Source organism: Mesorhizobium koreense (assembly GCF_031656215.1).
Lineage (GTDB): Bacteria > Pseudomonadota > Alphaproteobacteria > Rhizobiales > Rhizobiaceae > Mesorhizobium_L > Mesorhizobium_L koreense.
This window is the reverse complement of record NZ_CP134228.1, coordinates 4,599,921-4,626,848: the sequence shown is the minus strand read 5'-3', so window position 1 is coordinate 4,626,848 and position 26,928 is coordinate 4,599,921. Positions and strand designations below refer to the sequence as shown.

At 61.8% G+C, this 26,928-nt stretch carries 22 protein-coding genes; 10 read left to right on the top strand and 12 right to left on the bottom strand.

Annotated elements, in window-relative coordinates:
• Nucleotide 1 precedes the first annotated feature (1 nt).
• The 7 genes from RBH77_RS22075 to RBH77_RS22045 all read right to left on the bottom strand — a co-directional run bounded on the left by RBH77_RS22075 (nt 2) and on the right by RBH77_RS22045 (nt 8,036).
• Nucleotides 2–724 (bottom strand): ABC transporter ATP-binding protein, encoded by a 723-nt coding sequence (locus RBH77_RS22075; protein WP_311029716.1) that lies wholly within the window; start codon nt 722–724, stop codon nt 2–4.
• The gene (locus RBH77_RS22070) at nt 721–2,529 is read right to left on the bottom strand and encodes a branched-chain amino acid ABC transporter ATP-binding protein/permease (protein ID WP_311029715.1); all 1,809 of its coding nucleotides are present in this window, start codon (nt 2,527–2,529) and stop codon (nt 721–723) included. Before RBH77_RS22070 ends, RBH77_RS22075 begins: the two co-directional genes overlap by 4 nt.
• Nucleotides 2,529–3,389: a branched-chain amino acid ABC transporter permease gene (locus RBH77_RS22065; protein WP_311029714.1), complete on the bottom strand. Its 861-nt coding sequence runs from the start codon at nt 3,387–3,389 to the stop codon at nt 2,529–2,531. Before RBH77_RS22065 ends, RBH77_RS22070 begins: the two co-directional genes overlap by 1 nt.
• Before the next feature lie 106 nt (nt 3,390–3,495).
• A complete protein-coding gene (locus RBH77_RS22060; RefSeq protein ID WP_311029712.1) occupies nt 3,496–4,761 on the bottom strand; it encodes an ABC transporter substrate-binding protein in 1,266 nt (421 codons plus the stop codon).
• A gap of 111 nt (nt 4,762–4,872) precedes the next feature.
• Nucleotides 4,873–5,970, bottom strand: a complete 1,098-nt coding sequence (locus RBH77_RS22055; protein WP_311029711.1) for a quaternary amine ABC transporter ATP-binding protein — start codon at nt 5,968–5,970, stop codon at nt 4,873–4,875.
• The gene (locus RBH77_RS22050) at nt 5,963–6,850 is read right to left on the bottom strand and encodes an ABC transporter permease (protein ID WP_311029710.1); all 888 of its coding nucleotides are present in this window, start codon (nt 6,848–6,850) and stop codon (nt 5,963–5,965) included. The genes RBH77_RS22055 and RBH77_RS22050 overlap by 8 nt, the downstream gene beginning before the upstream one ends.
• Before the next feature lie 184 nt (nt 6,851–7,034).
• Nucleotides 7,035–8,036, bottom strand: a complete 1,002-nt coding sequence (locus RBH77_RS22045; RefSeq protein ID WP_311029709.1) for an ABC transporter substrate-binding protein — start codon at nt 8,034–8,036, stop codon at nt 7,035–7,037.
• 332 nt (nt 8,037–8,368) lie between these two features.
• Here RBH77_RS22045 and RBH77_RS22040 point away from each other — a divergent pair, with 332 nt between their 5' ends.
• From RBH77_RS22040 to RBH77_RS22010, 7 genes are all read left to right on the top strand, one after another.
• The gene (locus RBH77_RS22040; protein ID WP_311029707.1) at nt 8,369–11,260 is read left to right on the top strand and encodes a monovalent cation/H+ antiporter subunit A; all 2,892 of its coding nucleotides are present in this window, start codon (nt 8,369–8,371) and stop codon (nt 11,258–11,260) included.
• A 2-nt stretch (nt 11,261–11,262) separates the two neighbouring features.
• Nucleotides 11,263–11,604 carry a Na+/H+ antiporter subunit C gene (locus RBH77_RS22035; RefSeq protein WP_311032646.1) on the top strand — a complete coding sequence of 114 codons (342 nt, stop codon included), beginning with the start codon at nt 11,263–11,265 and terminating at the stop codon, nt 11,602–11,604.
• Complete coding sequence (locus tag RBH77_RS22030) at nt 11,604–13,235, top strand: monovalent cation/H+ antiporter subunit D (RefSeq protein ID WP_311029706.1); 1,632 nt, start codon at nt 11,604–11,606, stop codon at nt 13,233–13,235. The genes RBH77_RS22035 and RBH77_RS22030 overlap by 1 nt, the downstream gene beginning before the upstream one ends.
• Entirely contained in the window at nt 13,232–13,717 is a 486-nt protein-coding gene (locus RBH77_RS22025) for a Na+/H+ antiporter subunit E (RefSeq protein ID WP_311029705.1), read from the top strand. The genes RBH77_RS22030 and RBH77_RS22025 overlap by 4 nt, the downstream gene beginning before the upstream one ends.
• Nucleotides 13,714–13,995: a K+/H+ antiporter subunit F gene (locus tag RBH77_RS22020; RefSeq protein ID WP_311029703.1), complete on the top strand. Its 282-nt coding sequence runs from the start codon at nt 13,714–13,716 to the stop codon at nt 13,993–13,995. The genes RBH77_RS22025 and RBH77_RS22020 overlap by 4 nt, the downstream gene beginning before the upstream one ends.
• The gene (gene mnhG / locus RBH77_RS22015; RefSeq protein WP_311029702.1) at nt 13,992–14,393 is read left to right on the top strand and encodes a monovalent cation/H(+) antiporter subunit G; all 402 of its coding nucleotides are present in this window, start codon (nt 13,992–13,994) and stop codon (nt 14,391–14,393) included. The genes RBH77_RS22020 and mnhG overlap by 4 nt, the downstream gene beginning before the upstream one ends.
• Nucleotides 14,394–14,789: 396 nt before the next feature.
• Nucleotides 14,790–15,479, top strand: coding sequence for a PTS sugar transporter subunit IIA (locus tag RBH77_RS22010; protein ID WP_311029701.1), 690 nt, complete (start codon nt 14,790–14,792; stop codon nt 15,477–15,479).
• Here the strand turns inward: RBH77_RS22010 and RBH77_RS22005 are convergent.
• Entirely contained in the window at nt 15,416–16,438 is a 1,023-nt protein-coding gene (locus tag RBH77_RS22005) for an LLM class flavin-dependent oxidoreductase (RefSeq protein WP_311029700.1), read from the bottom strand. The two genes, RBH77_RS22010 and RBH77_RS22005, sit on opposite strands and share 64 nt — an antisense overlap.
• Nucleotides 16,439–16,676: 238 nt before the next feature.
• Between RBH77_RS22005 and RBH77_RS22000 the strand changes: the two genes are divergently transcribed.
• A complete protein-coding gene (locus tag RBH77_RS22000; protein ID WP_311029699.1) occupies nt 16,677–18,158 on the top strand; it encodes an oligosaccharide flippase family protein in 1,482 nt (493 codons plus the stop codon).
• Nucleotides 18,159–18,200: 42 nt separating this feature from the next.
• Here RBH77_RS22000 and RBH77_RS21995 read toward each other — a convergent pair whose 3' ends face one another.
• Together RBH77_RS21995 and RBH77_RS21990 are read right to left on the bottom strand one after the other, a co-directional pair.
• On the bottom strand, nt 18,201–19,352 hold the full coding sequence (locus tag RBH77_RS21995; protein WP_311029697.1) for a polysaccharide pyruvyl transferase family protein: 1,152 nt from the start codon (nt 19,350–19,352) through the stop codon (nt 18,201–18,203).
• A 312-nt stretch (nt 19,353–19,664) separates the two neighbouring features.
• Complete coding sequence (locus RBH77_RS21990; protein WP_311029695.1) at nt 19,665–20,693, bottom strand: glycosyltransferase family 2 protein; 1,029 nt, start codon at nt 20,691–20,693, stop codon at nt 19,665–19,667.
• Between the two features lie 363 nt (nt 20,694–21,056).
• Here RBH77_RS21990 and RBH77_RS21985 point away from each other — a divergent pair, with 363 nt between their 5' ends.
• Nucleotides 21,057–22,055 carry a glycosyltransferase family 8 protein gene (locus RBH77_RS21985; RefSeq protein ID WP_311029694.1) on the top strand — a complete coding sequence of 333 codons (999 nt, stop codon included), beginning with the start codon at nt 21,057–21,059 and terminating at the stop codon, nt 22,053–22,055.
• Nucleotides 22,056–22,165: 110 nt separating this feature from the next.
• Here the strand turns inward: RBH77_RS21985 and RBH77_RS21980 are convergent, their stop codons facing one another.
• On the bottom strand, nt 22,166–22,930 hold the full coding sequence (locus RBH77_RS21980) for a response regulator transcription factor (RefSeq protein WP_311029693.1): 765 nt from the start codon (nt 22,928–22,930) through the stop codon (nt 22,166–22,168).
• Between the two features lie 319 nt (nt 22,931–23,249).
• Nucleotides 23,250–23,987, bottom strand: a complete 738-nt coding sequence (locus tag RBH77_RS21975) for a Crp/Fnr family transcriptional regulator (RefSeq protein WP_371832808.1) — start codon at nt 23,985–23,987, stop codon at nt 23,250–23,252.
• A gap of 627 nt (nt 23,988–24,614) precedes the next feature.
• Between RBH77_RS21975 and RBH77_RS21970 the strand changes: the two genes are divergently transcribed.
• Nucleotides 24,615–26,924, top strand: a complete 2,310-nt coding sequence (locus tag RBH77_RS21970) for an AGE family epimerase/isomerase (RefSeq protein ID WP_311029691.1) — start codon at nt 24,615–24,617, stop codon at nt 26,922–26,924.
• Nucleotides 26,925–26,928: the final 4 nt, after the last annotated feature.

Sequence of the window (26,928 nt, the reverse complement as noted above, 5' to 3'; positions counted from 1 at the left end):
GCTATTCACGCTTCGAGCCGAAATAAAGCGCGTCGATCTCGTCGCTGGCAAGGAGGGCTGCCGCCGTGTCGGCAAAGCGGACGCGGCCGCTCTCCAGCACGATGCCGCGATCGACATGGGCGAGCGCGCGTTTGGCGTTCTGCTCGACCATCAGGATGGTCGTGCCGACAGCGCGCAGGCCGGATACCATACGGAAAATCTCCTCGACCAGACGCGGCGCGACGCCCGCCGAAGGCTCGTCGAGGATGAGGAGAGACGGTTCGGGGATGAGAGCGCGGGCGACGGCGAGCATCTGCCGCTCTCCGCCCGACATCGAGCCCGCCGATTGCGACCGGCGCTGGCGAAGGACCGGAAAGAGATCGTACATCGCCCCAATGCGTCCGGCGCGGCGGCGCGTCGGCAGGACGGCACTGCCGATTTCGAGGTTTTCGTGCACGGTGAGGGAGGGGAAGACGTTGCCGACTTGAGGCACATAGGCGAGGCCGGAGGCGATCAGGTCTTCCGGCACATCCCCCGCGACTTCCCGCCCGTTCAACCGGATGGAGCCGGCGCTTGGCCGCACCAGCCCGACGAGCGCTTTCACGAAGGTGCTCTTGCCGGCGCCGTTCGGCCCGAAGACAAGCACGTGCTCGTGCGTCGTGACGGTCAGATCGACGCCGAACAGGATCTGAAGCGCGCCGTAGCCGGCTTCGAGCCCGGAAACCTCCAGAGCAGGCGCGCTCATGTCGCCCCTCCGAGATAGGCCTCGATGACATTCGGGTCGGCGCGGATGATATCGGGTGGACCTTCGGCCAGAACGCGGCCCTGATGCATGACGATGATGTGGTGGCAGTAATGCATGATTAGTTCCATCTCGTGCTCGACGATCAGGAATGTCATGCCCTGCCGGTTGAGTTCGGCGATGCGCTCGAAGAGATCGCGCGCCAGGCGCGGATTGACGCCCGCCGCCGGTTCGTCGAGCAGCATCATGCGCGGCGATTGCATCAAAAGCCGTCCGAGCGACACGAGCTTGCGCTGGCCACCCGAAAGCGCGCCGGCGAGCGTATCGCGCTTGGCCGTCAGTTCGAGATAGGCGAGGACCCCTTCGGCGCGCCCGGCATTCTCTTTCTCGGCCACGTGCCGCGCTTCCTGCGGCAGCAGGGCTGCCCCAACCGTCTCGACATTGGCGTCGGCACCGGCCACCAGCAGGTTTTCCCACACTGTCATTTCGGCGAAAAGGCGCGGCGTCTGGTAGGTGCGCAAGAGTCCGCGGCGGGCGATCGCTTCCGGCGGCAATCCGGAAATGCGCTGTCCTTCGAACGCTATCGTGCCGGAATTCAGATGTTCGGCGCCCGAGATCAGGTTGATCATGGTCGATTTGCCGGCACCGTTCGGCCCAATCAACCCGGTGATCGTACCCGGGCGCACCTCGAAGCTGGCGCCATCCACCGCTGCCAGTCCCTCGAAATGACGTGAGACATTTGACACAGAAAGGATCGGCGCACTTTCGGCGGGAGCCGCAGGCTCGTGTTCTTCTTGAGCGGTTGTGCCAATGCCACTCGGACTGACCTTGCCGGCCGGCGGCGCCTTCCTGATCCGCTCGGGCAACACACCGCCGGGAAAGAAACGGACGACGGCGATCAAGAGGAACCCGATCAGCACGAAGCGCAGGGAGGGTAGGAATCCGGGATTATGGACGACAAGCGCGGCCACGCCTGGAATGTCGCCGACGAAGCGCGTTCCCTCGCGGATGACGATGAGGAGCAGTGCACCGATCAGAACGCCCCAATGGTTACCGGAACCGCCAAGCAGCATCGCCAGCCAGATCTGGAAGGTGATGATCGGCACGAACTGGCCGACATGCACGACGCCCAGCGAATGCGTCCACAGGCTCCCCGCCGCGCCGCCGAGCACCCCGCCGACGATCAGCGCCTTCAGCTTGGCCGTGCTGGTGGACTTGCCGAGCGCGCGGGCGGCCGTTTCGTCATCGCGGATGGCCCGTAAGAGCCGCCCGAAGGGCTGCTCGCCGAGCCGGTAGGCGAATGCGAAGAGGATCGCGACGATGATGAGCGTGAGGACGAGGTAGAATTCCTGGTAGAGCGGGCCGGTACCGATCCACTGTTCGGCCGGCCGTGGCACGGTCGCGATGCCGAACTCGCCGCGCGTCAGCCAGTCTTCGTTGGTGAGCACGTCTTGCACGACTTCGGCCATGGCGAAGGTGGCGACGGCCAGATAATGCGTTGCGAGCCGAACGCTGATGGCGCCGATGAAAAGCGCCAGAAGCCCGCCGGCGACCCCGGCCGCGATGAGGCCGAGCAGGAAAGGCTGGCCGAGGCCGACGCTGTATTTCGCCGATGCGGCGATATAGGCCGCGCTACCGGTCGGCGGCAGGGTGACGATGGCGCTCGCGAATGCGCCCACGGCGAAAAAGGCGACATAACCGAAATTGATCACGCCGGCGAAGCCGAACTGCATGTTCAGCCCGACCGCGAGAAGGCCGTAGATGAGGGTGAGTGTCGCAAGGCCGACGAAGAAGGCGGTGAGGTCCATCAGCGCGCGCCTCCGACGAGCCCGCGCGGCCTGAAGATCAGAACGAGGATCAGAACGATGAAGGCGAAGGAATAGGAGTAATCCGCCGTGATGTAGGTGGCGCCGAGTTCGACCGCGAGGCCGATGACAAGCCCGCCGATCATCGCGCCGTAGGGGCTGCCGATGCCGCCGAGGAGCACCGCCGAAAAGACAACCAGCAGGAAGTGCCAGCCCATCTGCGGACCGAACGTCACCTGGGTGACGGCCAGCAGTACACCGCCTAGCGCGCCGATCGCCGCGCTGACGAACCATGTCGCTGACAGCACACGCCTTATCCTGACGCCTGCCGCGCGCGCCAGATCGGGATCGTCCGCGACTGCGCGCATCTTCTTGCCGGCCAGAGTGTAACGCAGCATCAGATGCACGATCAGCATGGCAGCCAGCGCCGTCGTGAGGATCATCACCTGCTCGCGCGGCACGAAGACGTGCCCGAACATCCACGGCCGCATCAGCGGAACGGGGAAACGTTCGGGGTTGGCTCCGGCGATCATTTGCACGAGATTGTTAAGCACGAAGGCGATGCCGACGCTGGTCACCAGAAGCGGCAGCAACCCGCGCCGCATCAGCGGATCGTAGAATATCCGTGCGATGAAGACGCCCGCTAGTCCGACCGTGACGATGGAAACGACGAGTGCCGGCAATAGACCGGCGCCGACCGCCATCGGCGCCATGGCGAAATACGCGCCGAGCGTCAGGAACTCGCCATAGGCGAAATTGATGAAGCCGGTGACGCCGTAGGAAAGCGTCAGCCCCACGGCGCAGAGCGAGATGACGCCGCCGAGCGCGAGACCGAAGATCAGGGTCTGAACAAGCGTCTGCAAGCGCGCATACTCAAGGGAAGGTAGAAAAATAAAAGGCGAAATCGGCCCGAGCCATGGCCAATGACGTGCCCCGGAAGCAGTGAGCCTCCGGGGCATGCGACAGCGACTAGTTCAGCGCTTCGGCCGGAACCGTGGCGACGGTCGTCCACTTTCCGTCCTTCACCTGACGGATGCCGAAAGGCGCGGTGATGTTGCCATATTCGTCGAAGTCGATCGGTCCGACGAGGCCCTGGTAGTTGATTTCCTTTCCGTCCTCGAGCGCCTTCTTGCCGGAGGCGTAGTCGGTGACGACAACCTTGCCATCTCCCGGATTGGCGACCTTACGGATGTTGTCGGCGATCGTCGCGCGGGTGATCTCACCGCCGTGAACCTGTGCCCGTTCCATGGCAAGCGCGATCACGTTCATCGCGTCATAGGTGTTGGTGCCGAAGATCTTTACCGGGTTGCCACTGTAGGCCTTGTAGGCTTCCTCGAAGACGCGGTTGCGGTCCGCGCTCTCGGCGGAAGCGACCTCCTCCAGACCGTATATGCCTTCGACGAGTTCCGCGCCCGCGAGCTTGATGAAATCGTCATTGGTCTGGTCCTGCGTCACGAACCACCCGCCCTGGTAGCCGGACTGGAAGGCGTTGGTCATGATGCGGGCGGAGTCCTCCGGCGTACCGACAAGCACGATGCCGTCGGGCTGTGCGGAAGTAACCTGCTGCACCTCGCTGCGGTAGGACGGCTTGTCGGGGCTGTATTCGACCGTCTCGGCAACTTCGGTGCCGTATTTCGAGAAGGACTTCTGGACGGGCGCCTCGAAGGAGACCATAGCCGGCGACTTGCCCACCATGAGCGCCGGCTTCGCCCAGGTCTTGCCCCCGCCGAGATATTTGCTGTCCGTCGCCGCTCGTGCGATGGCGCGGCCGCCGAGCGAGTCGGAGGGCACGGTACGGAAGCAGACGGTCTTGCACAGATTATCGAGGATTGTGCTGCCCGCCGTCGGCGTCACCATCGGCACCTTGTTGTCGACGATCAACTGCTTGGAGCCGCTGATGGAGAGCGAAGTCGGCCCGACCAGCGCCAGCACGTTGTTCACGTCGATCAGCTTTTGCGCGGCCGTCGTGCCGGCATCCACCGTGCCTTCCGTGTCTCCCTGTACGAAGGTGATCTTCTTGCCGCCGATCCCGCCCGATTTGTTGACTTCGTCCGCGATCATCTGGGCAACCGGCTGGACGTTTGCGCCGACCCAGGCATACTGGCCCGTAAACGGCAGCAGGAGCCCGACGACCAAATCGTCGGCGGCGGAGGCCGGCGAGGGCGTTAAACCGGTCGCGAGCGCCAAGGCGCCCGTTCCGGCAAGAATGGAATGAAATATATTCTTCGATCGCATGGAAGTCCCTCCCGGCCTGACGATATCGGATTAGATCATCGTTCGTATGGAATGGCCTTGGGCCTGTCAACGATCCGGGATTGGTGCACCTTGCGGTATGCAGTCGGCTGGTCAGCCGGCCTCCGCACCTTCCATGGCGTCGGCTTTCGTGCTGTTGCTTTCCACCGGCGTAACCATGGCGGAGACGACGGCGTCCATGGTCAATTGACCGACTTGCATGTCCTTCCCATCGACCACCCGCGCCACATGCGCGCCGGCATGCGTCATTTCCTGGAGGGCCTCTTCCAGCGTGGCGCCCGCCGCAATGACTGGACCGTCCATGTAAGCCATTGCCTCTCCGCTCTTGGCAGAGGGGGTCATCACCGAGGAGGCGAGCAGGACACGCCCTCGGTTCACTTCCTGCACGAATTTGGCGATGTAGTTGTCGGCCGGCTTCAGCACGATCTCCTGGCCGGTTCCCTGCTGGATGATCTCCCCGTCGCGCAGGATGGCGATGCGGTCCCCAAGTCTCAGCGCTTCGTCGAGGTCGTGCGTGATGAAGACGATGGTCTTGCGGATTTCCTTCTGCAATTCGAGCAGGATGGATTGCATGTCGGTGCGGATCAGCGGGTCGAGCGCGGAGAAAGCCTCGTCCATCAGGAGGATCGGCGCATCAGTTGCGAGCGCACGCGCCAGGCCGACGCGCTGCTGCATGCCGCCCGATAGCTGGTTCGGGTAACGGTCCTCGAAGCCCTTCAGGCCGACGCGTTCGATCCAGCGCATCGCCGCTTCGTTCTGCTGGGCGCGAGGCATGCCGCGCACTTCGAGCCCGTAGACGGTGTTGCCGAGCACCGTGCGGTGCGGCAGGAGCGCGAAACGCTGGAACACCATCGCGGTCTTGTTGCGGCGGAAAGTCCTGAGCTCCGTCTCGTTCATCTTGACCACGTCGACGCCGCCGACGAGCACTTCGCCTGCCGTAGGATCGATAAGTCGGTTGATGTGGCGGATAAGCGTCGACTTGCCGGAGCCGGACAGCCCCATGACGACCTGGATGCAGCCCGCCGACATGGAGATGTTGATATCCTTCAGGCCGAGTACGTGGCCGTGGCGTTCGTTCAACTCCGTCTTTGCCATGCCCTCCTTGACGAGCTTGACACAGGAAGCTGCCTCGGGACCGAAGATCTTGTAGAGCGCCTTGATTTCGATACCTGCTCCGGCGTCGTCAGCCATGGACGATTTCCCGATGCTTCTGCAACCGGTGCCCGAAGGCCTGGCTGACGCGGTCGAAGATGATGGCGATGCCGACGATGGCGAGCCCGTTGAAGACGCCGAGCGTGAAATACTGGTTGGCGATGGCTTTCAGAACCGGCTGACCGAGGCCCTCGACGCCGATCATGGCAGCGATGACGACCATCGCGAGCGCCATCATGATGGTCTGGTTGATGCCCGCCATGATGGTCGGCAGTGCGAGCGGCATCTGCACGTTCTTCAGCTTCTGCCAGCTGGATGAGCCATAGGCGTCGGCCGCTTCGAGGACATCCTTGTCCACCAGCCTTATGCCGAGATTGGTGAGCCGGATCACCGGCGGGATCGCATAGACCACCACCGCGATCAATCCCGGCACTTTGCCGATGCCGAGCAGCATCACGACCGGGATGAGGTAGACGAAGCTCGGCATGGTCTGCATGACGTCGAGCACCGGGTTGATCATGTTCTGGAACCGATCCGAGCGTGACATGGCTATGCCGATCGGGATGCCGATCACCACCGAAAGCACGGTGGAGACGAAGATCATGGAGATGGTTTTCATCGTGTCGTCCCACATGTCGAACAGGCCGATGACGACCAGCGTGACGACCGAGCCGAGGACGACCTTCCAGTCACGGCTCGCCAGCCAGGCGATCGCTGCGATCAGAAGCAGGATGATCGGCCATGGCGTGTGGGTGAGGAAGCGTTCGGAATGGATGAGGAAATATTGCAGCGGGCTGAAGAAGGATTCGATCGGGTCGCCCCAGGCGCGCGTGAAATCGCGGAAGCCGCCGTCGATGGCCTTTTTGATCGTCCGCAGGAGATCATCGTTGAGATGCGGGAAGGTCGAGAGCCAATCCATGTCGGGTGCCCTGTCGTTCAGCGTCGCCGGTGCCAGAGGAAATAGTCGGCGGGTTGGCTTGGAAAACTACGCGCCAATTGCCACCGGCTTCAAGGGCGAAGCGCCCCGATCCGAAATGCCTGTCATGAAAACAAAAGGAAGCGGCGGGGAGTGCCGCCGCTTCCGATCGTTCGTCCGGCCAAAATCAGTCGACCGCCTTCTTGATCTTTTCGGCCACGTCCGGGCTGACCCATTTGGTCCAGATGTCCGGATTGTTCTTCAGGAAGTGCTTCGCGCCTTCCTCGCCGGTCGCCTGCTCATCGGTCATCCAGGCGAGCAGCTTGTTCACCGTGGCGTTCGACCAGGTCCGCTTCTTGAAATAGTCCATGGCCGGGCCGGCGCGTTCGGCGAACTTTGTCGTCACCAGTGTCTCGACATGATCCTTCGGCCAGGCGTTCGGCTTCGGGTCGGGACAGTCGGCCACCGTATTGCAGCGCTTCCACTCCACCGCATCGTAGGGAACGCCGTATTCGAGCTTCACCATGTCATATTTACCGAGGATCGCGGTCGGCGCCCAATAATAGCCGAGCCAGCCTTCCTTGCGCTCGTAGGCCTTGGCGATCGAACCGTCGAGGCCGGCGGCTGAGCCGGTGTCGACAAGAACGAAGCCATGTTTCGCCGCGTCATACGCCTTGAAAAATTGCGCCGTCACGCGGGTTCCGCCCCAGCCCTGCGGCCCGTTGAAAACGGCGCCCTTGGACTTGTCCTCCGGAGCGGGGAAGAGTTCCGGATGCTTGAGCGCATCGGGGATGGTCTTGATGTCGGGATGCGCGTCGGCGATGTATTTCGGGATAAACCATCCCTGGACCGCGCCATCGGAAAGCGCCTGGCCCGTGGACACCAGTTTCTTCTCCTCGATGCCGCGATGCACGACGTCCGGCAGGAGATCGACCCAGCCTTCGGGGGCCACATCCGGCTCGCCCTTCTCGGTCATCGACGTCAATGTCGGCACGGTGTCGCCGATGACGAGGCTGGCATTGCAGCCATAGCCTTCGTTCAGGATCAGCTTATCGATATTGGCCAGTACCTCGGCCGACTGCCAGTTCATGTTAGCGATGGTGACATCGCCGCATTCTGCGGCTGACGCCGCGCCTGCGAAACCGCCCAGCGCCAAGGCAAGGACGGTCGAAGCAAGCAGCTTCTTCATGGATGATGCTCCCCTGGATTGATTCAACGAATTGTTCACGCTTCGCCTTGCGCGGCTGCCGGCCCGGACCGGTAGCGTCAAGCACGATACACTTTCAGCCAATAGGTCGGGCCGTTGCGGACACTGCCTGATAGCGACGAAAGCTTGTCCGTTTGCGACGAGTGTAAAGTTCTGGCCGTTTTCGCGCGCCGACCGGGTGCTACGGCCGGAACCGGGACGTCATGTCGCGAACGAAAAGGTTGCGTCCTTCCAGATTGCCCAGTCCTTCGTGTTGCCGAGAGCGATTTCGATACTTAAAGAACCCATATGCCTGCCTCTCAATCACAAGAGGAATGATGGAGCCTTCGGCGCTGGTCCTGATCGTTGCCTTGCCGTTCGTCGCAGGCCTGGCGACCCTCGTCCTCCGATCCGATTCACGTGCCCTGGCGACGGGGATCGCCGGCCTTACCACGCTTGCCTGTCTTGTGCTGACGGCGTTGCTCTACCCCTCGATCAGCGGCGGCGAAAGTGTCCGCCGGGAGGTCGAATGGATACCCTCCCTCGGCCTCGATTTCGCGCTCAGGATGGACGGCTTCGCCTGGTTCTTCACCTTCCTCGTCAGCGTCATCGGGCTGCTCGTCGTCATCTATACGCGTTACTACATCTCGTCCGAGGATCCGGTCCGCCGCTTCTATTTCCTGTTCCTCGCGTTCATGGGGTCGATGCTCGGGATTGTCCTCTCGGGGAACCTGATCCTACTCGTCGTCTTCTGGGAACTGACCAGCATTTTCTCCTTCCTTCTGGTCGGCTACTGGCACCACAATCCGGCGGCGCGCGACGGTGCCCGCATGGCGCTCACGGTCACGGCGGTCGGAGGGCTGGCGCTGCTCGCGGGCGTTCTGCTGATCGGCCATATCGTCGGCAGCTATGACCTCGATGTCGTGCTCGGTTCTGGCGATGCGATCCGCACGAGCCCGCTCTATGTTCCTGCGCTCCTCCTGATCCTTCTCGGCGCGTTCACCAAGAGCGCCCAGTTCCCGTTTCATTTCTGGCTGCCCAACGCGATGGCCGCTCCGACGCCGGTCTCAGCCTTCCTGCATTCGGCGACGATGGTGAAGGCAGGCGTTTTCCTGATGGCACGGCTGTGGCCGGTGCTTTCCGCTACGCCCGAATGGTTTACCATAGTGGGGCTGGTGGGGATGGCGTCGTTCGTGCTCGGCGCCTACCTGGCCATGTTCCAGCAGGACTTGAAGGGTCTGCTCGCCTATTCGACGATCAGCCATCTCGGGCTGACGACATTGCTGCTCAGCCTCGGCAGCCCGCTCGGCCTGGTCGCCGCCATTTTCCATATGCTGAACCACGCGACGTTCAAGGCATCGCTTTTCATGGCCGCAGGCATCATCGACCATGAGTCCGGCACGCGCGATCTGAGGCGGCTGAGCGGCCTTTACCGCTACATGCCGATAACCGGAACACTGGCTACCGTCGCGAGCGCGGCCATGGCCGGCGTGCCGCTCCTGAACGGCTTCCTGTCGAAGGAGATGTTCTTCGCCGAGGCAGTGGCGACCCATGCCGATTCTTGGGTCGATGTTGCCGCGCCTTATGCAGCGGTGCTCGGAAGCGCGCTTGCCGTCACCTATTCGATGCGGCTGATCCATTCGATCTTCATGGGCGCGCCGCCCGAAAGCTTTCCGCGCGAGCCGCACGAGCCGCCCTTCTGGATGCGCTTTCCCGTCACGTTCCTGGTCATCGCATGCCTTGTCGTCGGCATTGTGCCGGGCCTGACCGTCGGACCATTCCTGAAGGTCGCCGCCTCGTCCGCGCTCGGCACTCCCGCGCCTGAATACAGCCTCGCCATATGGCACGGCTTCACCGTGCCTTTTGCGATGAGCCTTGTGGCGCTCGGCGGCGGCGCGCTGCTTTATCTTTTGATCGGCAACTATCTCGAGAAGGCGGAGCGCCCGCTCATCTTCGGCCGCATCGAAGGCAATCGCATCTTCGAAGTAGTGATGATGGCCATATCCTGGCGCGGGGCCCGCTTCGTGGAAGCAGTGTTCGGCACGAGGCGTCTGCAGCCGCAGATGCTGGCGCTCGTCATCGTCGCGATCCTGGCCGCGCTCCTGCCGCTCTCCGGCGGTCTCGGCTTTGGCGGCTTCCGGGGAGGGACGGTCGATCCGACCTTCTTTATCCTCTGGGCGGTGGGCATGGTGTGCGCGGTCGCTGCCGCCTACCAGGCAAAATACCATCGCCTCGCAGCCCTTGTCCTGATGGGCGGGACCGGGCTCGTTACCTGCATCACTTTCGTCTGGCTTTCAGCGCCAGATCTGGCCGCGACGCAGCTTGTCGTCGAGATCGTCACCACCGTTCTCATCATGCTCGGGCTGCGTTGGTTGCCCAAGCGCTCGGAGACCCTGGTCGAGCCGACCGGTGTGCTGGCGCTTATGCGCCGCGCCCGCGACCTTGCCGTTGCTGTCATCGCCGGGGCAGGCATGGCCGTGATCTCCTACGCGGTGATGACCCGCGCGCCGCCGGACACGATCGCCAACTTCTTCGTGGAAAAATCCTATAGTGAAGGTGGCGGGCGTAATGTCGTCAACGTGATCCTCGTGGACTTCCGCGGCTTTGATACGCTGGGCGAGATCACGGTGCTGGGCATCGTCGCATTGACCGTGTTCGCGCTCCTCAGGCGCTTCCGGCCGGCGCCAGACAGCATCGAGCGGCCGGAACAGCAGCGCATCCAGTATGCGAACGACGAGGAGGACCCCGATCGCGAACCTGGCGCTACCGCGTCGGACTATCTGTTCGTGCCGTCGATCATCATGCAGTGGATGTTCGCGGTGGTCATCGTCCTTGCGGCCTATCTGCTTTTGCGCGGCCATGATGCGCCGGGCGGCGGCTTTGCCGCCGGGGTGGCATTGGCGGCCGGCTTCATCCTCCAGTATATGGCGGCGGGGACCAATTGGGTCGAGAGCAGGCTGCGCGTCCTGCCTGTCAGGTGGATCGGCGGTGGTCTGCTGCTCGCCGCGTTCACCGGGGCGGCCGCCATCTTGTTCGGCCGTCCGTTCCTCACCTCCTATTTCCGCTACGCCGAACTTCCCTTGATCGGCAAGGTTCCGCTGGCGAGTGCTGCCCTTTTCGATCTCGGCGTCTTCGCACTGGTCGTGGGCGCGACCGTCCTCATGCTCATCGCGATCGCCCACCAGTCCATCCGCCGGTTGCGAGCCGCCCGCGTCGAGGAACAGTAATGATGGAACTGACGCTCGCCATCGCCATCGGGGTACTCGCCGGTTCGGGCGTCTGGCTTATCCTGCGCCCGCGCACCTATCAGGTCGTGATCGGTCTTTCGCTGCTAGCCTACGCAGTCAACCTCTTCATCTTCTCGATGGGCCGCCTTCGCGTCGGGGCTCCGCCAGTGCTGGGCGCGGGCGGCGCTACCGACCCGGCCGGCTATGCCGACCCGGTTCCCCAGGCGCTGGTGCTGACCGCGATCGTCATCGGCTTCGCCACCACGGCGCTCTTCCTTGTGGTGCTGATCGCCTCGCGCGGCCTCACCGGCAGCGACCACGTCGACGGGCGGGAGCAGCGCTGATGGAGTGGAGCCGGCACCTGCTCATCCTCCCGATATTGCTGCCGCTCGTCACCGGAGCTACGCTACTGCTCATCGACGAGACACACCGCACGCTGAAAGCGCTGATTAATTTTGCGTCGACCCTGTTGTTGCTGTTCGTAACCTTGGTACTGATGCACATTGCCGACGCGGCCCCGGCGGACGGCGCGGCTCTGTCATGGTCTTATGCCGTTGGCGGGTGGCCGGCGCCTTTTGCGATCGTGCTGGTGCTCGACCGGCTGGCGGCGCTGATGTTGGTCCTGACATCGGTGCTGGCGCTCGCTTCGCTCACTTTCTCGATGGCGCGCTGGCACAGGGCCGGCCCGCATTTCCACACCCTCTTCCAGTTTCTGCTGATGGGGCTGGGCGGCGCCTTCCTTACCGGCGACCTGTTCAATCTGTTCGTCTTCTTCGAGGTCGTGCTGGCGGCATCCTATGGATTGCTGCTGCATGGCGGCGGCGTGTTCCGCGTTCGCTCCGGCATGCATTATATCGCGATCAACCTGGCCGCCTCGCTCCTCTTCCTGGTCGGTGTCAGCCTGATATATGGCGTCGCCGGCACCCTCAACATGGCGGACCTTGCGCTGCGGTTGCCTTCCGTGGCGCCGGAAGATCGGACGCTCTTGCAGGCAGGTGCGGCCGTCCTCGGCGTCGCCTTTCTGGTGAAGGCGGGCATGTGGCCGCTCTGCTTCTGGCTGCCTCCAGCCTACATGGCGGCGGCAGCGCCGGTCGCGGCGATCTTCGCGGTGCTGAGCAAGGTCGGCATCTATGTAATCCTGCGCCTCTCGCTCCTCATCTTCGGCAGTGCGGCAGGAGAACTGACCGGTTTCGGCGGTACGGTGCTCCTGCTTGGAGGCATGGCGACCATCGCCTTCGGCGCTTTCGGCGTGCTTGCTTCACAGGCGATGGGGCGGCTTGCCGGTTACAGCCTGCTGGTTTCGTCGGGCACGCTGCTCGCGGCTGTCGGCATGGGCGATGTCGCCGTCGTATCGGGGGCGCTTTATTATCTTGTCAGTTCGACACTGACCATTGCCGCGCTTTTTATGCTGATCGAACTGGTCGAGCGCGCGCGCGAACCCGGCGCCGATCTGCTTACCGTCACCATGGCCGCCTACGGCGACGAGGTCGATGCGGAAGAGGACGAGGAAGAGGAGGTCGGCGTGATGATGCCTGGCGCGCTCGCCGTTCTCGGCGTCTGCTTCGGCTGCCTGGCGCTTCTGTTGGCAGGCCTGCCACCGCTCTCGGGCTTCATCGCCAAGTTCGCTCTCCTGACGGCAATGCTCAATCTTGACGGGCTCGGTGCCCCGACCGAGATTCCTGCGCGCACCTGGATACTCGTCGCGCTGGTGATCCTCTCCGGCCTTGCCGCGCTGGTCGCGATGATGCGCACCGGCATCCGCACTTTCTGGGCGCCACTCGAGGTGATTGTACCGCGTGTGCGCGTCGTGGAGGTGGCCCCGATCGTCGCACTGATCGGCCTTTGCCTCGCGCTCACTGTCGAGGGCGGCGCCATGATCCGCTACACGGAGGCGACGGCCCGCGCGCTGCATGTACCCGCGGACTATATCGGCGGTGTCCTGGAGGCAGGCAGCATGAAGGCGGCTACGCCATGAGCCGGGTGTTGCCTCATCCGCTGCTGGCGGCTTCCCTCGTCCTCTTATGGATGTTGCTCAACGCCTTCTCGCTCGGCCACTTCCTGCTCGGGATCGTGGTCGCGCTGATCGCAACGCGCGCGGTGGCGGCCTTGCAAATTCCAAAGCCGAGGCTGAGGCGCTGGCAGCTCATCCCGCAACTTGTCGTCATCGTGCTTTACGACATCCTTCGCTCAAACATCGCTGTCGCCGGCATCATCCTTATGGGCCGCCGTCGTAAACACGTGTCGGGATTCGTCGCCATACCGCTCGATCTGCGTGACAGGAACGGACTGGCGATACTTGCCTGCATCGTCACGAGCACGCCGGGCACGGCCTGGGTCGAATACGCCGCGGACTCCGGTGTCTTGGTGATCCATGTCCTCGATCTGGTCACCAAGGAGGAGTGGGTGGACCTGATCAAGGATCGTTACGAGAGCCTGTTGCTGGAGATATTCGAATGAGCGCCGCCATCCTTGTCTGGTCCCTCGCGGTCGCGCAGGCGATGCTCGTGGTAGCCATGGCGTGCAACACCTATCGGATCGTTCGCGGGCCGCGCGCGCAGGATCGTGTGCTGTGTCTCGACGCCATATATGTGAACGCCATGCTCCTGATCCTGACCATCGGCATCCGCACCGGGAGCACGCTTTATTTCGAGGCGGCGCTGGCGATCGCGATCATAGGCTTCGTCTCGAGTGCCGCACTCGCCAAGTTCCTCATGCGTGGCGAGGTAATCGAATGACGCCCGCGGAATTATTGCCGGCCTGGGCGGCGCTTCTTGTCGCCCTTCTTGTCCTGATCGGCGCCGGGCTGGCGCTGATCGGTGCGATCGGCACGCTCAAACTCGACAGCTTCTTCGAACGCGTCCACGCACCGACACTCGGGACGAGTTGGGGTACGGGCGCAATCGTGCTCGCCTCGATCGTCTGTTTCTCGGTGCTCGGTTCCCGCTTGGTCGTCCACGAGATCCTGATCGGCATCTTCATCACCGTCACCACGCCGGTTACGCTGATGCTGCTTGCGCGGGCCGTGCTTTACCGCGAGCGGGCCGAAGGCAGGGATAACGTACCACCGCGCTCCATCGTGTTTCGACGGCAGGATGAGCCTTCGACCGGAAAGTCAAAACCGGAAGGAATGTAGCCTGAACGGGCAGTTCCTTGTGACCTTGAAAAGGTCAGAATAGTATATAAATTCAAAGTATGTATATGGAGACGTTCATAAGGATTTCGAGGCTCGCTGGAGAAGGCCGCTACTTTCTCCTGGGGCGAGTTATTGTTTTCGAAACCCGCACGTAAATACCGCTCCAGGAAATCTCAAGAAAAAATGCGGTTCATTTTTTGCGGCGCACCAATGCGCCGTTGCGATGGAGCGTGTCATGAGATTACCTCGCCCAAAACAATTCTGTGCCTCCTGTAACCGTTATCTGCCGAGAGCGGCCTCGCGCTGCCCCTGGTGCATCGTGTCGGTTGTCGTTTCTCCCACCCCCTTCGGCCGGCCTCAACTGCGCTTCCGTCATATCGAGCATGGGGGAGGGGCATGACCACGAACCTTTCTCTCCCGCCTGGCGAAATGCCGGAAAGCGCCTCCGCGCGCCAATTGATCGCCCTGCCGCGCTACATCGTCTCCGGGCCATCCCGCAAGCCTCCGACCGACACGGCGGAAGCCCGTCAGCCGATGGCGGGGACAGGCGGGATCCTACGTGAACAAGACATCGTTCTCGCCATGGTGGCGAAAGGAAAGCGGTCCACGCTTGCCAAGATCGCGGACCGGCTCGGCCAACGCCTCGACATCCGCGGAAGTGCTGTCCTGGCCGCGCTTCTTCGTCGCGAGCGTCTCGGATCGACCGGCATCGGGCATGGCGTGGCCGTTCCGCATGCGCGGCTCGACGGCATTGCGGCACCTGTCGCGATGCTCACCGTGCTTGAGAGTCCGGTCTGGTTCGGCGCTCCCGACGACGAGCCGGTCGACCTCCTGCTGACGCTTCTATGGCCGAAAGGCGATGTAGCGGGCTTCCTGCCGACGCTCGCTTCGTTCTGCCGCCTGCTACGCCAACCCGACCGGCGCGCGCGCCTTCGCGCATCGGCGAAACCGGCCGAGGCACGCGTCTGGCTGGGGTTGCACGAAAAAGATTTCGTGGAGGAGCCTCCAGCGGCCAGGCGGCGTCAGCGCCAGCCGAGCGCCGGAGCGACATGGGTCAGGATAGCTTCGATGACGTGTGCGTTGTAGTCGACGCCGAGCTGGTTGGGGACGGTGAGCAGGAGCGTGTCCGCCTCGGCAACGGCCTCGTCGCCCTTCAGTTCCTCGATGAGCTTGTCCGGCTCGGCGGCATAGCTACGCCCGAAGATCGCCCTTGTGTTCTCGTCGATGAAGCCGATCTGATCGGAACTTTCGTTCCCGCGTCCGAAATACATCCGGTCGCGATCGTCCACCAGCGCGAAGATGCTGCGGCTGACCGAGACGCGTGGCTCACGCTCGTGGCCGGCTGCTTTCCAGGCCTCGCGGAAGGCCCTGATCTGGATAGCCTGCTGGACATGGAAGGGCTGGCCGCCTTCATCGAATTTGAGCGTGGAACTTTGCAGGTTCATCCCGAGCTTAGCGGCCCATTCGGCCGTGGCGTTGGTGGCGGCGCCCCACCATATCCGATCGCGCAGGCCCTCCGAATGCGGCTCGACGCGTAGCAGGCCGGGCGGGTTGGGGAACATCGGCCGCGGATTGGGTTCGGCGAAACCCTTGCCGCGCAGCATATCGAAAAATATCTGCGCGTGCCGACGCGCCATGTCGGCGTCGGTCTCGCCTTCGGCGGGCGCGTAGCCGAAATGGCGCCAGCCGTCGATCACCTGCTCGGGCGAGCCGCGGCTGATGCCAAGTTGCAGACGCCCGTCGGCAATGAGGTCCGCCGCGCCCGCGTCCTCGACCATGTAGAGCGGGTTCTCGTAGCGCATGTCGATGACCGCGGTGCCGATCTCGATGCGTTTCGTCCTGGCGCCGACTGCCGCCAGCAGCGGGAAGGGCGAAGCAAGCTGGCGAGCGAAATGATGGACGCGGAAATAAGCGCCGTCCGCGCCGAGTTCCTCTGCCGCGATCGCCAGGTCGATCGACTGCAGGAGCGCGTCGGACGCCGATCGCGTCTGCGATTGGGGCGAGGGCGTCCAGTGCCCGAACGAGAGGAAGCCGATCTTTTTCATGATGTCACCAAAAGGCTGCTGTGAGTGGTCGAGCGCATCTATGCATTCCGGCGTCGAGTGACAATGAAGGCAGACGGCGGCCGCCCGGCTGCGGCCGCTAGCAAGCCTCGCACATCCTGCCGCTACACCTTTTGTGGCACGTATCCCGCCTATTTGGCGCGATGACGGTAGGCGGCCTTTTCCGGATGATCGGTCGCGATCGGCCCGCAGATACGCTTCGCGACGAAAGGGAATCCGCATGACCGCCGTCAGACGCGCGCTGCTGCTCAGTACCGCGGACCGCTATTTCACTTTCGCCAGCAATTTTGCCGTGGCAGCGGCCGTATCGCGCATCCTGACACCGGCTGAGATCGGTGTGTCGGTCGTCGGTATGGCCATCCTCGGCATAGCGCTTTCGGTGCGGGAATTTGCCAGTTCCACATTCCTTATCCAGCGCGAGGTGCTGACGCGAGAGGACATACGCGCCTCGTCGACGGTGATGCTCGTACTGACGGCTCTCATCGTCGCCGTACTTCTCGCCGCGACGCCGGCGCTTGTGCGCGCCTATGGCGAGGAAAGGCTGGGCGCGTATTTCCATATCGTCTGTGCTTCCCTGTTCCTCGACCTGATCGCTATTCAGATCGTCTCTCTTTTACGGCGCGAGATGGCCTACGTACGCATCGTGATCATCGATCTGGCGGGAGCGGTTGTGGGCGCGCTGACGACTATCGTCCTCGCGCTATCGGGTTTCAGCTATATGAGCTTTGCCTGGGCATGGCTTGCCACCAGCGTCGTCGCCGGCGTCATTTCTCTTGCCGTGCATCCGCAACCCTGGATATTCAAGCCTTGCTTCAGCCATTGGCACGGCGTGGTCCGGTTCGGCGGATACAACGGTGGGATTGCGCTTCTCTACAAGGTCTACGACACCATTCCCTACATGCTGTTCGGCTGGATCCTGTCGCCCCAGGCCGCCGCTATCTTCAGCCGCAGCCTGATGATCTGCCAATTGCCCAACAAACTCATTCTCGGTGGCGCGATGTCCGTCATTCTCCCGGCGTTTTCGGAACAAGCCAGGGAAGGCAGGAGCCTGAAGGAGCCCTATCTTCACGCCCTGGAGATAATCACGGCACTTTACTGGCCGGCCTTTCTGGTCCTTGCGGTTATGGCCGAACCCGTCGTCCAGGTCGTGCTTGGCGGCCAATGGCACGAGGTCGCTCCGCTGGTGCGAGTGATCGCGATCGCCTCACTGTTCTCCTTCAGCTTCGAGGTAAATTATCCCGTCATGGTCGCGATGGGAGCCATAAGGCAATCGTTCTTCCGGGCGCTGGCGACGTTTCCGGCTTCCGCCGCCATTCTCATTGGAGCCATTCTGGTAGGCGGCTTGCACATGGCGGCGTGGAGCACGCTCTTCATCATTCCGTTTCAGGCGGTGGTCTCGATGTCTTTCGTCAAGCACCGTCTAGGCATAAGCCATTTCGACGTTCTGCTGGCCTTGTGGAAGAGCGGCGTGGCGGCGCTTGCGAGCGCGGCCGGCCCCCTTTGTATCGCCCTGGCGCTCGGAGCGGATTGGCGGCTTTCCTTCGGCCACGCCGTGGTCGCAGGCGCAGCCGCGCTCGCGGGCTGGCTGGTCGGCCTAAAGGTCACGAAGCATCCGTTGCTCGAAGAGGTGGCGCATGTCGCTTCGGCCGTGCGGGCGAATTGGCCGTTCAGGACAGCCATGACGCCTGTTCTGGAAAAGTAGTGGAGGCGGTACCAGACTGTCGGTCCTTGGGAAGACTGTCTGTCAGCCAAGCATCTCGGCAAGGAGATACCGGTCCTGGCGCTCAAGCTCGGCTTTCAGCACATCGAGCTTGCCGCGGATCGAAGCCGAAATCTCTTCCCTGTTTTCCGAGATGTCGGTGATTTGCAGTTTCAATCGCTCGACGTCGAAACCCTCGACGTGATGGCAATATTCTCCCAGGCCGAATTGGGCCATGAGCACGTCGTTTTTCCGGGCATAGCCGACGGAAATGGTGGGTTTGCCGGCCTTCAGTGAACAGATGACGTTATGGAACCGTGTAGCGACCGTGATGTCTACTGCGGACATCTGCTCCACAAGCTCGGAAAGCGAGCTTGTTTCGACGGCGACGCACCGCTCGCCCAGACCGGGCCGCATAGTGGCCAGCCGGCTGACTATCTCTTCGACGGTCTCGCCGTCCGATCGTGCGCCCGTGAAGATGCGTACGCTGTATGAACTATCCAATAGCCAGACGATGAAGGAAGTGATGCGGGAGAGATAGGAAGCGTATATCTCCGCCCCTCCGGCCTCCCATGCATGCCATCCCTTGTAGCCCATGACCCCGACCCCGACGATCATTTCCTTGTCTCGGGAGGGGATCCGGGCAGCAGGAGGCGTTTCCATCTTGAATACGATGTCGGGAAAGACAGTGTCTTTTCCGGTATCGAAGCCGATGCTTCTCATGAACTCGAGCGAGATCCGGTCCCTGTAGGAACGATATCGCGCAAGCCGTGCCGCCTTTTTCATCATCCATCGGCTGAGGGGATTTCGGATCGGCCCGGCACCGATGCTCACCAGCCAGATTTGCGCGCCGGAAAGCCGTGCAGCCACGCACCATTTCAAGAGCGTGTAAGGCCAGCTGAAGGGACCGGTGCCGAAATCGTCGAGTAGTCCCGTGCCGGGCGCGACAAGCAGGTCGAACTTGTGTGCCGAGTGGATCGTCCTCGCCAGATCCAAGAGCCCGCCCGGTATCCTGAACAGCGTCTTGTCCAGTCGAAAGAGCAGGCGCGATCGAAAACGAGAGTTGAGGCGTATCGTATCGACGCCATACGTTCGGCGGATCGCTTCGGGATCTACCGATAGGCAGTGCACGCTGCAGTCTCGCGATTGTTCCCTGAGAAAACGAAGCATGGTTTCCATCGATGCGTCGTTGCCCATGTTCCCGATCCCGAATAGACCGAGAAGCGCGACGCGGCGTATGGGTTTGCGGGGTGGCAAACGATCGACAAATGTTGCCTTGATATCCACCTCGCGGCTTGCATCCGACAGGTTGTCGGTTTCTGGATTGTTTGACGCCGGCGAAAGCAAAATGGGATGCCGCACAGGATTAGCAGGAGAACTCATTGCGGTTTCCGCTCTCTCCGCGGGGTGGAAAAGCAGTCGGAACGAATGGAGGCCGACGACGCAGGCAGCTTCGAGGCATCTGATGCAAAGGGGCAATTCGATCTTTCGGGCGATGAAAGCCCTCCGCTACGCCTTTTGAGGCACAGACCCGTCTCTAGGGCCGCGTGGATGTGCAGGCTTTCTCTGGGCAAGGATTTCGCGAAGCCTTCGTGTGACAAACGCCCCCACATTCTCGACGCGCAACCAGTATGCGAACGGAGGAATGATGGTGGCCGCCGGATCGAGCGATCGCGAGAAGGCCATCAGCTCGACCGACTCTGCTTTCAACCCCCGCATCCTGTGCGACACCGCACTCCAATAGGCACGGTTCGCCACGTTCGTTCGGATTTTCCGCTCGAGCGGAGGCCCCCACGGCAACGCACTTCCTTCGTGCGCGAAGAAGCTGGCATAGGCGGCCCAAACTTCCCGCAGTTCGCGCTGCCAGTTCCCCCAATTGGCTGCCGAGATGTTGGCTCCATGGCGGCGACGGACGCCCTGTATGGCATCGATGCGCACCGCGCCGCCGAGGGCGGCCAACCGCATCAGCATCTCCAGATCGTCGGTGTAGTAGAGTTCCGGCCGATAATGGCCCGCCTGCTTTTGTGCCGTCGTCCTCACCAGGATGGAGCCTGTCCCGACCGGCCGGTGAGGCAGGGAGAATATGCCGACGAATTCTTCCGCGCCAACGACGCTGCAGGACGCGTCGTCGTTCGCGGAGGCCATTGCGGGGCACGGCGCATCCGCTTCCCAAATAAGCTGTCCCCCGAAGGCAAAACTCGCCTCCTTATGTCGTTGGAGAGCGTTTACGGCTCGTGCAAGACAGCCAGGCGCCAAAATATCGTCCGCGCATAGAATGAGGAAATAGTCGCTCCGGGCCCAATCCACGCCGGCGTTGAACGACGCATGCGGCCCTTGATTGGTACTGCGCAACAAAAGTTCGATGCGGCCGTCGCCCGAGGCGAGTTGCCGCGCCACTTCGGCACTGCCGTCCGTGGAGGCATTGTCGACGATAAGAATACGCAGGTCGTCGACTTGTTGGCCCAGCACACTGCCGACCGAATCTGGCAGGAAACCACCCTGATTATAGCAAGGGATGACGATATCGACGCTCGGCATGATCAAGAAAGCCCGATATTTTGGCACCTGGCAGGAAACCCGGAAGGGCAGCGATGCGGTGTCCGGCCGAGCGAACGGCATGAGCGGCACGAAGCGATGCGGGACCATCGCCTGAGCATCGCCGCGGGGCCGGATACTTGCAGGAGCCGCATCGCTGCCCTTCCGGGTTTCCTTTAAGGTTTCCGGAGCATTTTCAGCTTTGCGCCGCCGATACGAAATCTCTCCATTCGAAGAGGGCCGCGGCCGCAGCTAATGAGGGCCCTACGCCGTTTGGGCATCTTTCGCCGGATGCCTCGGCGAAGCTTTACTGCAAGGCTTTTTGCGGTGAGACCGCATCTCGTGACGAAGCTGGAGGAAATTTAGTTGGGCAATCCGGGCGCCAAGCCGCAGCAGCATCGGCCTCGTATCGCCGTAGTCTATATTTGCGACAGCAAATACCAAGACATCACGCTATACTCGATCGCCTCGATTGCGCGCTCTCATCAGCATCCCCTCGGCTTTTTTTTCTTGCAATCCGGCTATCGCGAGGGAGTTCCTCCATCCTTGGCTGCATTCCTCGCCTCGCGGGGACATTCAATCGAATTGCTCGACGCGCCTCGACCCAGCGGCCTGGCAAGCCTGAAGACCCATGGCGAAAGGCATCGGCATATTAGCGGCGCCGCGCTCCTGAAGGCGAACGCGATCGAAGCCCTCGCGCGCGCTTACGATTATATTCTTTATATTGACGGCGATACGCTGGCTTTCGACGATATACGCTGCGAAGCGCTTTGCGGCTTTGCGGAGACGGCCGCCGTTTGTCTCGATCTGGCGATCGGCACAGGCGCCGACGATCCACTGATTTTCGGGCGTTGCGAAGCTGCGGGAATCTCGCCGTTCTACTTCAACTCAGGGTTCATGCTGATTAATGCCCAAAAGTGGAGAGAGACGGATGCGTTGGGTCGTTTCGCCGAAAATTTTGCACGCCATCAGCGGAAATGTCCGTATCTGGATCCGTGTCCGACCCACGACCAGTGCGTTTTCAACATGACGTTTCAAGGCGATATCGTCCAACTGCCGATGACGCTGAACGTCCAGAAATGCGCCCTCCAGACCGACCTTTGGCGGGATGCCGTCTTGAGGCACTATACCGGCCCGTACAAATTCCTTCCGGTCCGCCCATGGAGATGCGACCGGAAGGAATACGCTCTGCTCCGATCCATCAGCAGGGAAACCGGACTGCCGGCGCCGGGCTTTTATGACTTCGGCATTTCCTACCCGCTGAACAGGCTGCGCAGACACAAGGCGGTCGCGATGTATGAACAGGCCTTTGTCGCGGCGACCGGCAAACTCGCGGACCACCGGTCCCGGCTTGTTTCGCCCTGAGGGGCGCTGCGCCGACAATAAAAAGAGCCGTCGGTGCACCGGTTCGATCACCGGTGCACCGCTCGACTTTTGCGTAGCCGTATTGACCAGTCGGTAAGGGGCGTCGTGGCCTAGCTGACCACGTCCCTCAGCTTATAGGCGACTTCCGTCCGGTTCGTTGCCTTGAGTTTCCTCATGATGCTGCGGATGTGCACCTTGACCGTGCTCTCGCACAGATTGAGTTCATAGGCGATGATCTTGTTTGCCTTGCCTTGACGCAGAGCCTCGACCACGTCCGCCTCTCGCGCCGTGAACATGCTGTGGAGCGGCCTTGCACCGTTCGCAGCCGAAAGAATGCTTTCGCGCAACGTCAGGAAGGCCCTTGCGGGAACGAATACGCCTCCCGCGCGCGCCAGCGCTACCGCTTCGGCGGCTACCTTGAGCCGCACATTCGACGGGATATACCCGCGCGCCCCGCTCTCGAGCGCGGAGAGTATTTGCACCGGATCATCGGAATCGGCGATGACGATGACCGGAATATTCTTGAACGCCGAGACCAGCGAAACGATTTCGTCCCTGGCCGATTGCTCGGTGACTTTCCTGCTCCCCAGGATAAGCAAAAGAGCGGAAGGTGCAGCCTTGGCGCCATCCAGCCGGCGTAGTTCCTCGATCGATTCGACGGTTCGGAATTCCAATGTCGGGTTGTGCTCGCGAAGGCTCCTTGCCAGACATTCCCGATCCAACGCGCGCCTGTCGACGATGACAATCGGGCCGATTGCCGCCTCCTCCATGACGGTATCTTCTCCATCGTCGGTGTCGATATTACCTCCGCCAAAAAGATATTTCCCTTGAGCGGAGGCCTTCTCCTTTACAGACGAAATGTATGAAGCTTCCATAAGGCAGATTCCTCAAAACAAGGGGCTGTCCCCAGCGTGCCAGCTAAAGGATCGAAAAAGTACAAGACATGCAGATCGCGTCACTTTGAGCGTTGCAGACCCTGTCGACTTTGGCGAATTAGCCCCAGATACCCAACTCTTTTGCCGAATGTGTTGTGACACCATTCGATCGTCTAAAGTATATAACGCTGTGGAAAACGCGCATTAATCTCGATTAATCACTCGTAAATAAATTTGCAGGTGTTAGCTTAACGCAAAAGTAGTACAATTTTAAGTTGAAAATACGAATTCGGGTTGAAAAATCGAGATAGCCCGATACTTACCCGATGTCCGACGTGCCGAGGGCAAGATAGCTTGCATCGAATTCGGTCATGTCCTGGAGGCTCTCCAGATCAAGCAATTGGACCGCTGCACCGCGGAAGATCAGGAGACCGTCTTCCCGCAGATCACGCAGGACGCGGTTCGTGTGAATGGCCGTCAGCCCCAACGCATCCGCGAGATCGCTTTGGGTAAAGGGGAATGAAAAGGCCTGTCCGTCCGCCAACCCCGCGACCCGCAGGCGGTGGCGCATTTCGAGCAATAGATGCGCTGTTCGCTCTATGGGGGGGCGCCGTGCGATATTGGCCAGATGCTCGGTCGCAATACCGAAATTCCTGTTCAGAAGATGCATGAACATGGTGGCCAGAAAAGGTGTCTGCCGCATCAGCAGCAGATCCTTGTCCAGTACTATCTCGAAAGCCGTCACATCCGTGACGGCGAGGGACGCTCTGTAGCTCGCGCCGAAGATCGACCCGTTGCTGAGCAAATCGCCACGCAGGGGGAAATCGGCAACAAGCCTCCGCCCGTCCGCCATGGACTTGAACGAAAGCGCCCAGCCTGAGGAAACAAGCAGGAGCGACCTGCGGACAGCGCCTTCCTCAAGAATAATCGTTCCCGCGGGATAGAGCCGCTCAACGACCTTCACCCTCCTCAGCGCCTCTTCTTCCTCCTTATTCAAGGACAAACGGAAAGGCCGCTCGCCGAGGAACTGCAGGAATTTCTCAGGGACCGGGTGCATCCGATGCTAACCAGCCGTGTCGAAAACACCCGTGCAGTTTAGCCGATAAATCGAGGTAGGTGGTAGAGTAGGCAGCATCGACTTATTTCCCTCCAGCTTTCCGGGCATTCAATTCACAAAACGAGTGGAGCTTAAGACGTGGCGATGTTCACCGACCGGATAGTCCCTAAAGGAGATAGGCGCCCATTAGTCAAAGTCAAAGGAGCACGGAATATTTGATCATGTCATTCACTCTCAGGCTCATGATTCAAATTTGCGAAGCGGGGGAAGCATTATATGTGATTCCGAATATATGGATAGTTAATTAATCCAGGAAAGTAGTATTAACACGCGCTAAAATGCCCAGCGTTGATATCGGATCGGCAGTCCGAGATATTTCCCCACCCTGCAAATATCATCCAATAGTAGGAGGAATATAAGGCGGAGGTTAGAAATATAGGCGGACGGACGAAGAATTTGGCCAAGAGCACCTCCGTTTAAGTTAGGTCCGTCAATCTCGACCGCCCGAAGGGCGCCCGGTAGGTTTGCGGAGGAGCGGAACGGACGCACCGTCCGCCACATCCCGGCCTGGCTTCTGTATCTCCTCGATAGGCCGAAGACAGGGACCGAAACGAGGCGAGACGGCATATGAGCAGCAGGATCGTGAGCTATGTCCTAAGTGGCGGCGTTGGATCCCGCCTTTGGCCGTTGTCGCGGGAAGACTGCCCCAAGCAATTCCACGATTTCTCTGGCCAGGGATCGATGCTCGCGCGGACCTTGCGCCGCCTGCAGGCCCTGCCGGAAAAGGAGACGCCGCTCTTCGTCATTGCCGCCGAGCGTCACGCCGAACGCGTGCTCGCTGAACTGGCGACGGTCGATCTTAGCGGCGGCAACGCCATCTTCGAGCCGATCGGCCGCAACACGGCCGCCGCGGTCGCTATTGCAACACTCAGCACATTAGCGAATTTCGGCGACGATCTTGTCCTGGTCGTGCCGTCCGATCATGAAATCTCGACTGATCGGCAGTTCCGGCAGGCGATCGAGACAGGCGCGACGGCAGCCGAGGCAGGGCATTTTGTCGTCTTCGGCATTCGGCCGACCAAGCCCGAGACGGGCTACGGCTATATCGAGGCCGGCGAGGCGATCGTTGCGCCCTCGGCTCGCGCCGTTCGACGCTTCGTCGAGAAGCCGGATATCGCCACGGCGCGGGGTTATGTCGATGCCGGCAACTTTTTCTGGAATGCCGGCATCTTCTTGTTCCGAGCAAGCACGATGCGCGACGCCTTCCTCGCCTTCGCCCCGGAAATCTGGGAGCGCGCGAAGGCGGCGCTTCAGTCGGCGGCAACCGGTCCTGCCGGCATCCGTCTGCCGCTCGACGCTTATGCGGCAATTCCTTCTATCTCGATCGACTATGCGGTCATGGAGCACGCCAGCCCGATCGCCGTGGTGCCGGCGGCATTCCGATGGAGCGATCTAGGATCATGGCAGTCTCTGCTTGAGGCGGGAAACGCCGATCAGGGCGGCAACGTTCTGACAGGTGACATCATGGCGATCGATTGCGAACGCAGCTATCTCAGAAGCTCTGGAAGGCTGCTCGCGACGATCGGCATGAAGGACGTCGCGATCGTATCGACTCCCGACGCCACCTTCGTCGCGCCGCTTGGGCTCAGCCAGCAAGTCAGGACGATTGTCGAGCGCCTCGAAAAGAGCGGACGTCTGGAGACCAAGCTCACGCCTGCCGACGATAGCGTCGTCGTACCGGGCACCTGGCGGCGGCGTGTCGCCCATTGGCTGTTCGACGAAGCGCTGCCGCTTTGGTCCGTCGCCGGCGCGGACTACCGGCATGGCGGCTTCTTCGAAGCATTGGCCTTCGACGGCTCGCCGCTGCCCAAAGTAAAACGCATGCGCACCATGGCGCGACAGGTCTACGCCTTTGCCGTCGCCAGGGAACGCGGCTGGAACGGACCGGCCGATGCCCTCATCGACCACGGTATCCGGTTCATGGTGGAAAATGGCAGGACGAAGAGAGGCGGCTTCGTCCGCGCTCTGAGTGTCGGAGGCGAGGTCGTGGACCCGGTGGAAGACGCCTATGACCATGCATGTGTCCTGCTCGCGTTGGCGCATGCCCATATCGCCGGACATCCAGGCGCGCTTCAACTCGGCCAGGAAACCATGGCTTTCCTCGACGGGCATCTGGAGGACAGGCAACTGACCGGCTTCCTCGAAACCTCCGAAGGCGGCGGATTGCGGCGCTCCAATCCGCACATGCATCTGTTGGAAGCGTTCCTCGCATGGCATGAGGCGACCGGCGAACGGGACTATCTGCGCCGCGCCGCGCGCATCGTCGATCTTTTCCGCAACCATTTCTTCAATGCCGACAGCTGGACGCTGGGTGAGTTCTTCGACGACGATTGGAAACCCGCCACGGGAACGGAGGGCGACTGGACGGAGCCCGGCCACCATTTCGAGTGGGCGGCCCTGCTCAGCGACTTCGCGGCCCGCAGCGGGCAGAAAGACCTGATCCCGTTTGCTCGCAAGCTCTACGCCTCCGCCGTCGCCAACGGGCTCAATCGCGCGACCGGCCTTGCCTATGGCGCTGTCTCTCGCAGTGGTGCGCCGCTTGATCGTATCTCACGAAGCTGGCCGCAGACGGAGGCGGTGAAGGCCGCCATCGCGCTCGACGGCACGGGTGGCCCCGATCTGGCGCCAGAAATCGAAGCGCGTGTCGCGCGGCTTTTCCGCTGGCATATCGACCCGGCCCCGGCCGGTCTCTGGATCGACCGCATCGACGAGAAGGGGAGGGCCGTCGCGACAGAGGTGCCGGCCTCCATTTTCTATCACCTCGTTTTCGCACTGACGCGATACCTCGATCGCACGAAGCCGGAAACAGAAACAGCACAGACGCTTGAGCCATATGCCTCCGGCAACGCCGGCGGGCAGGTACGTGCGGCCGAATGAGGCG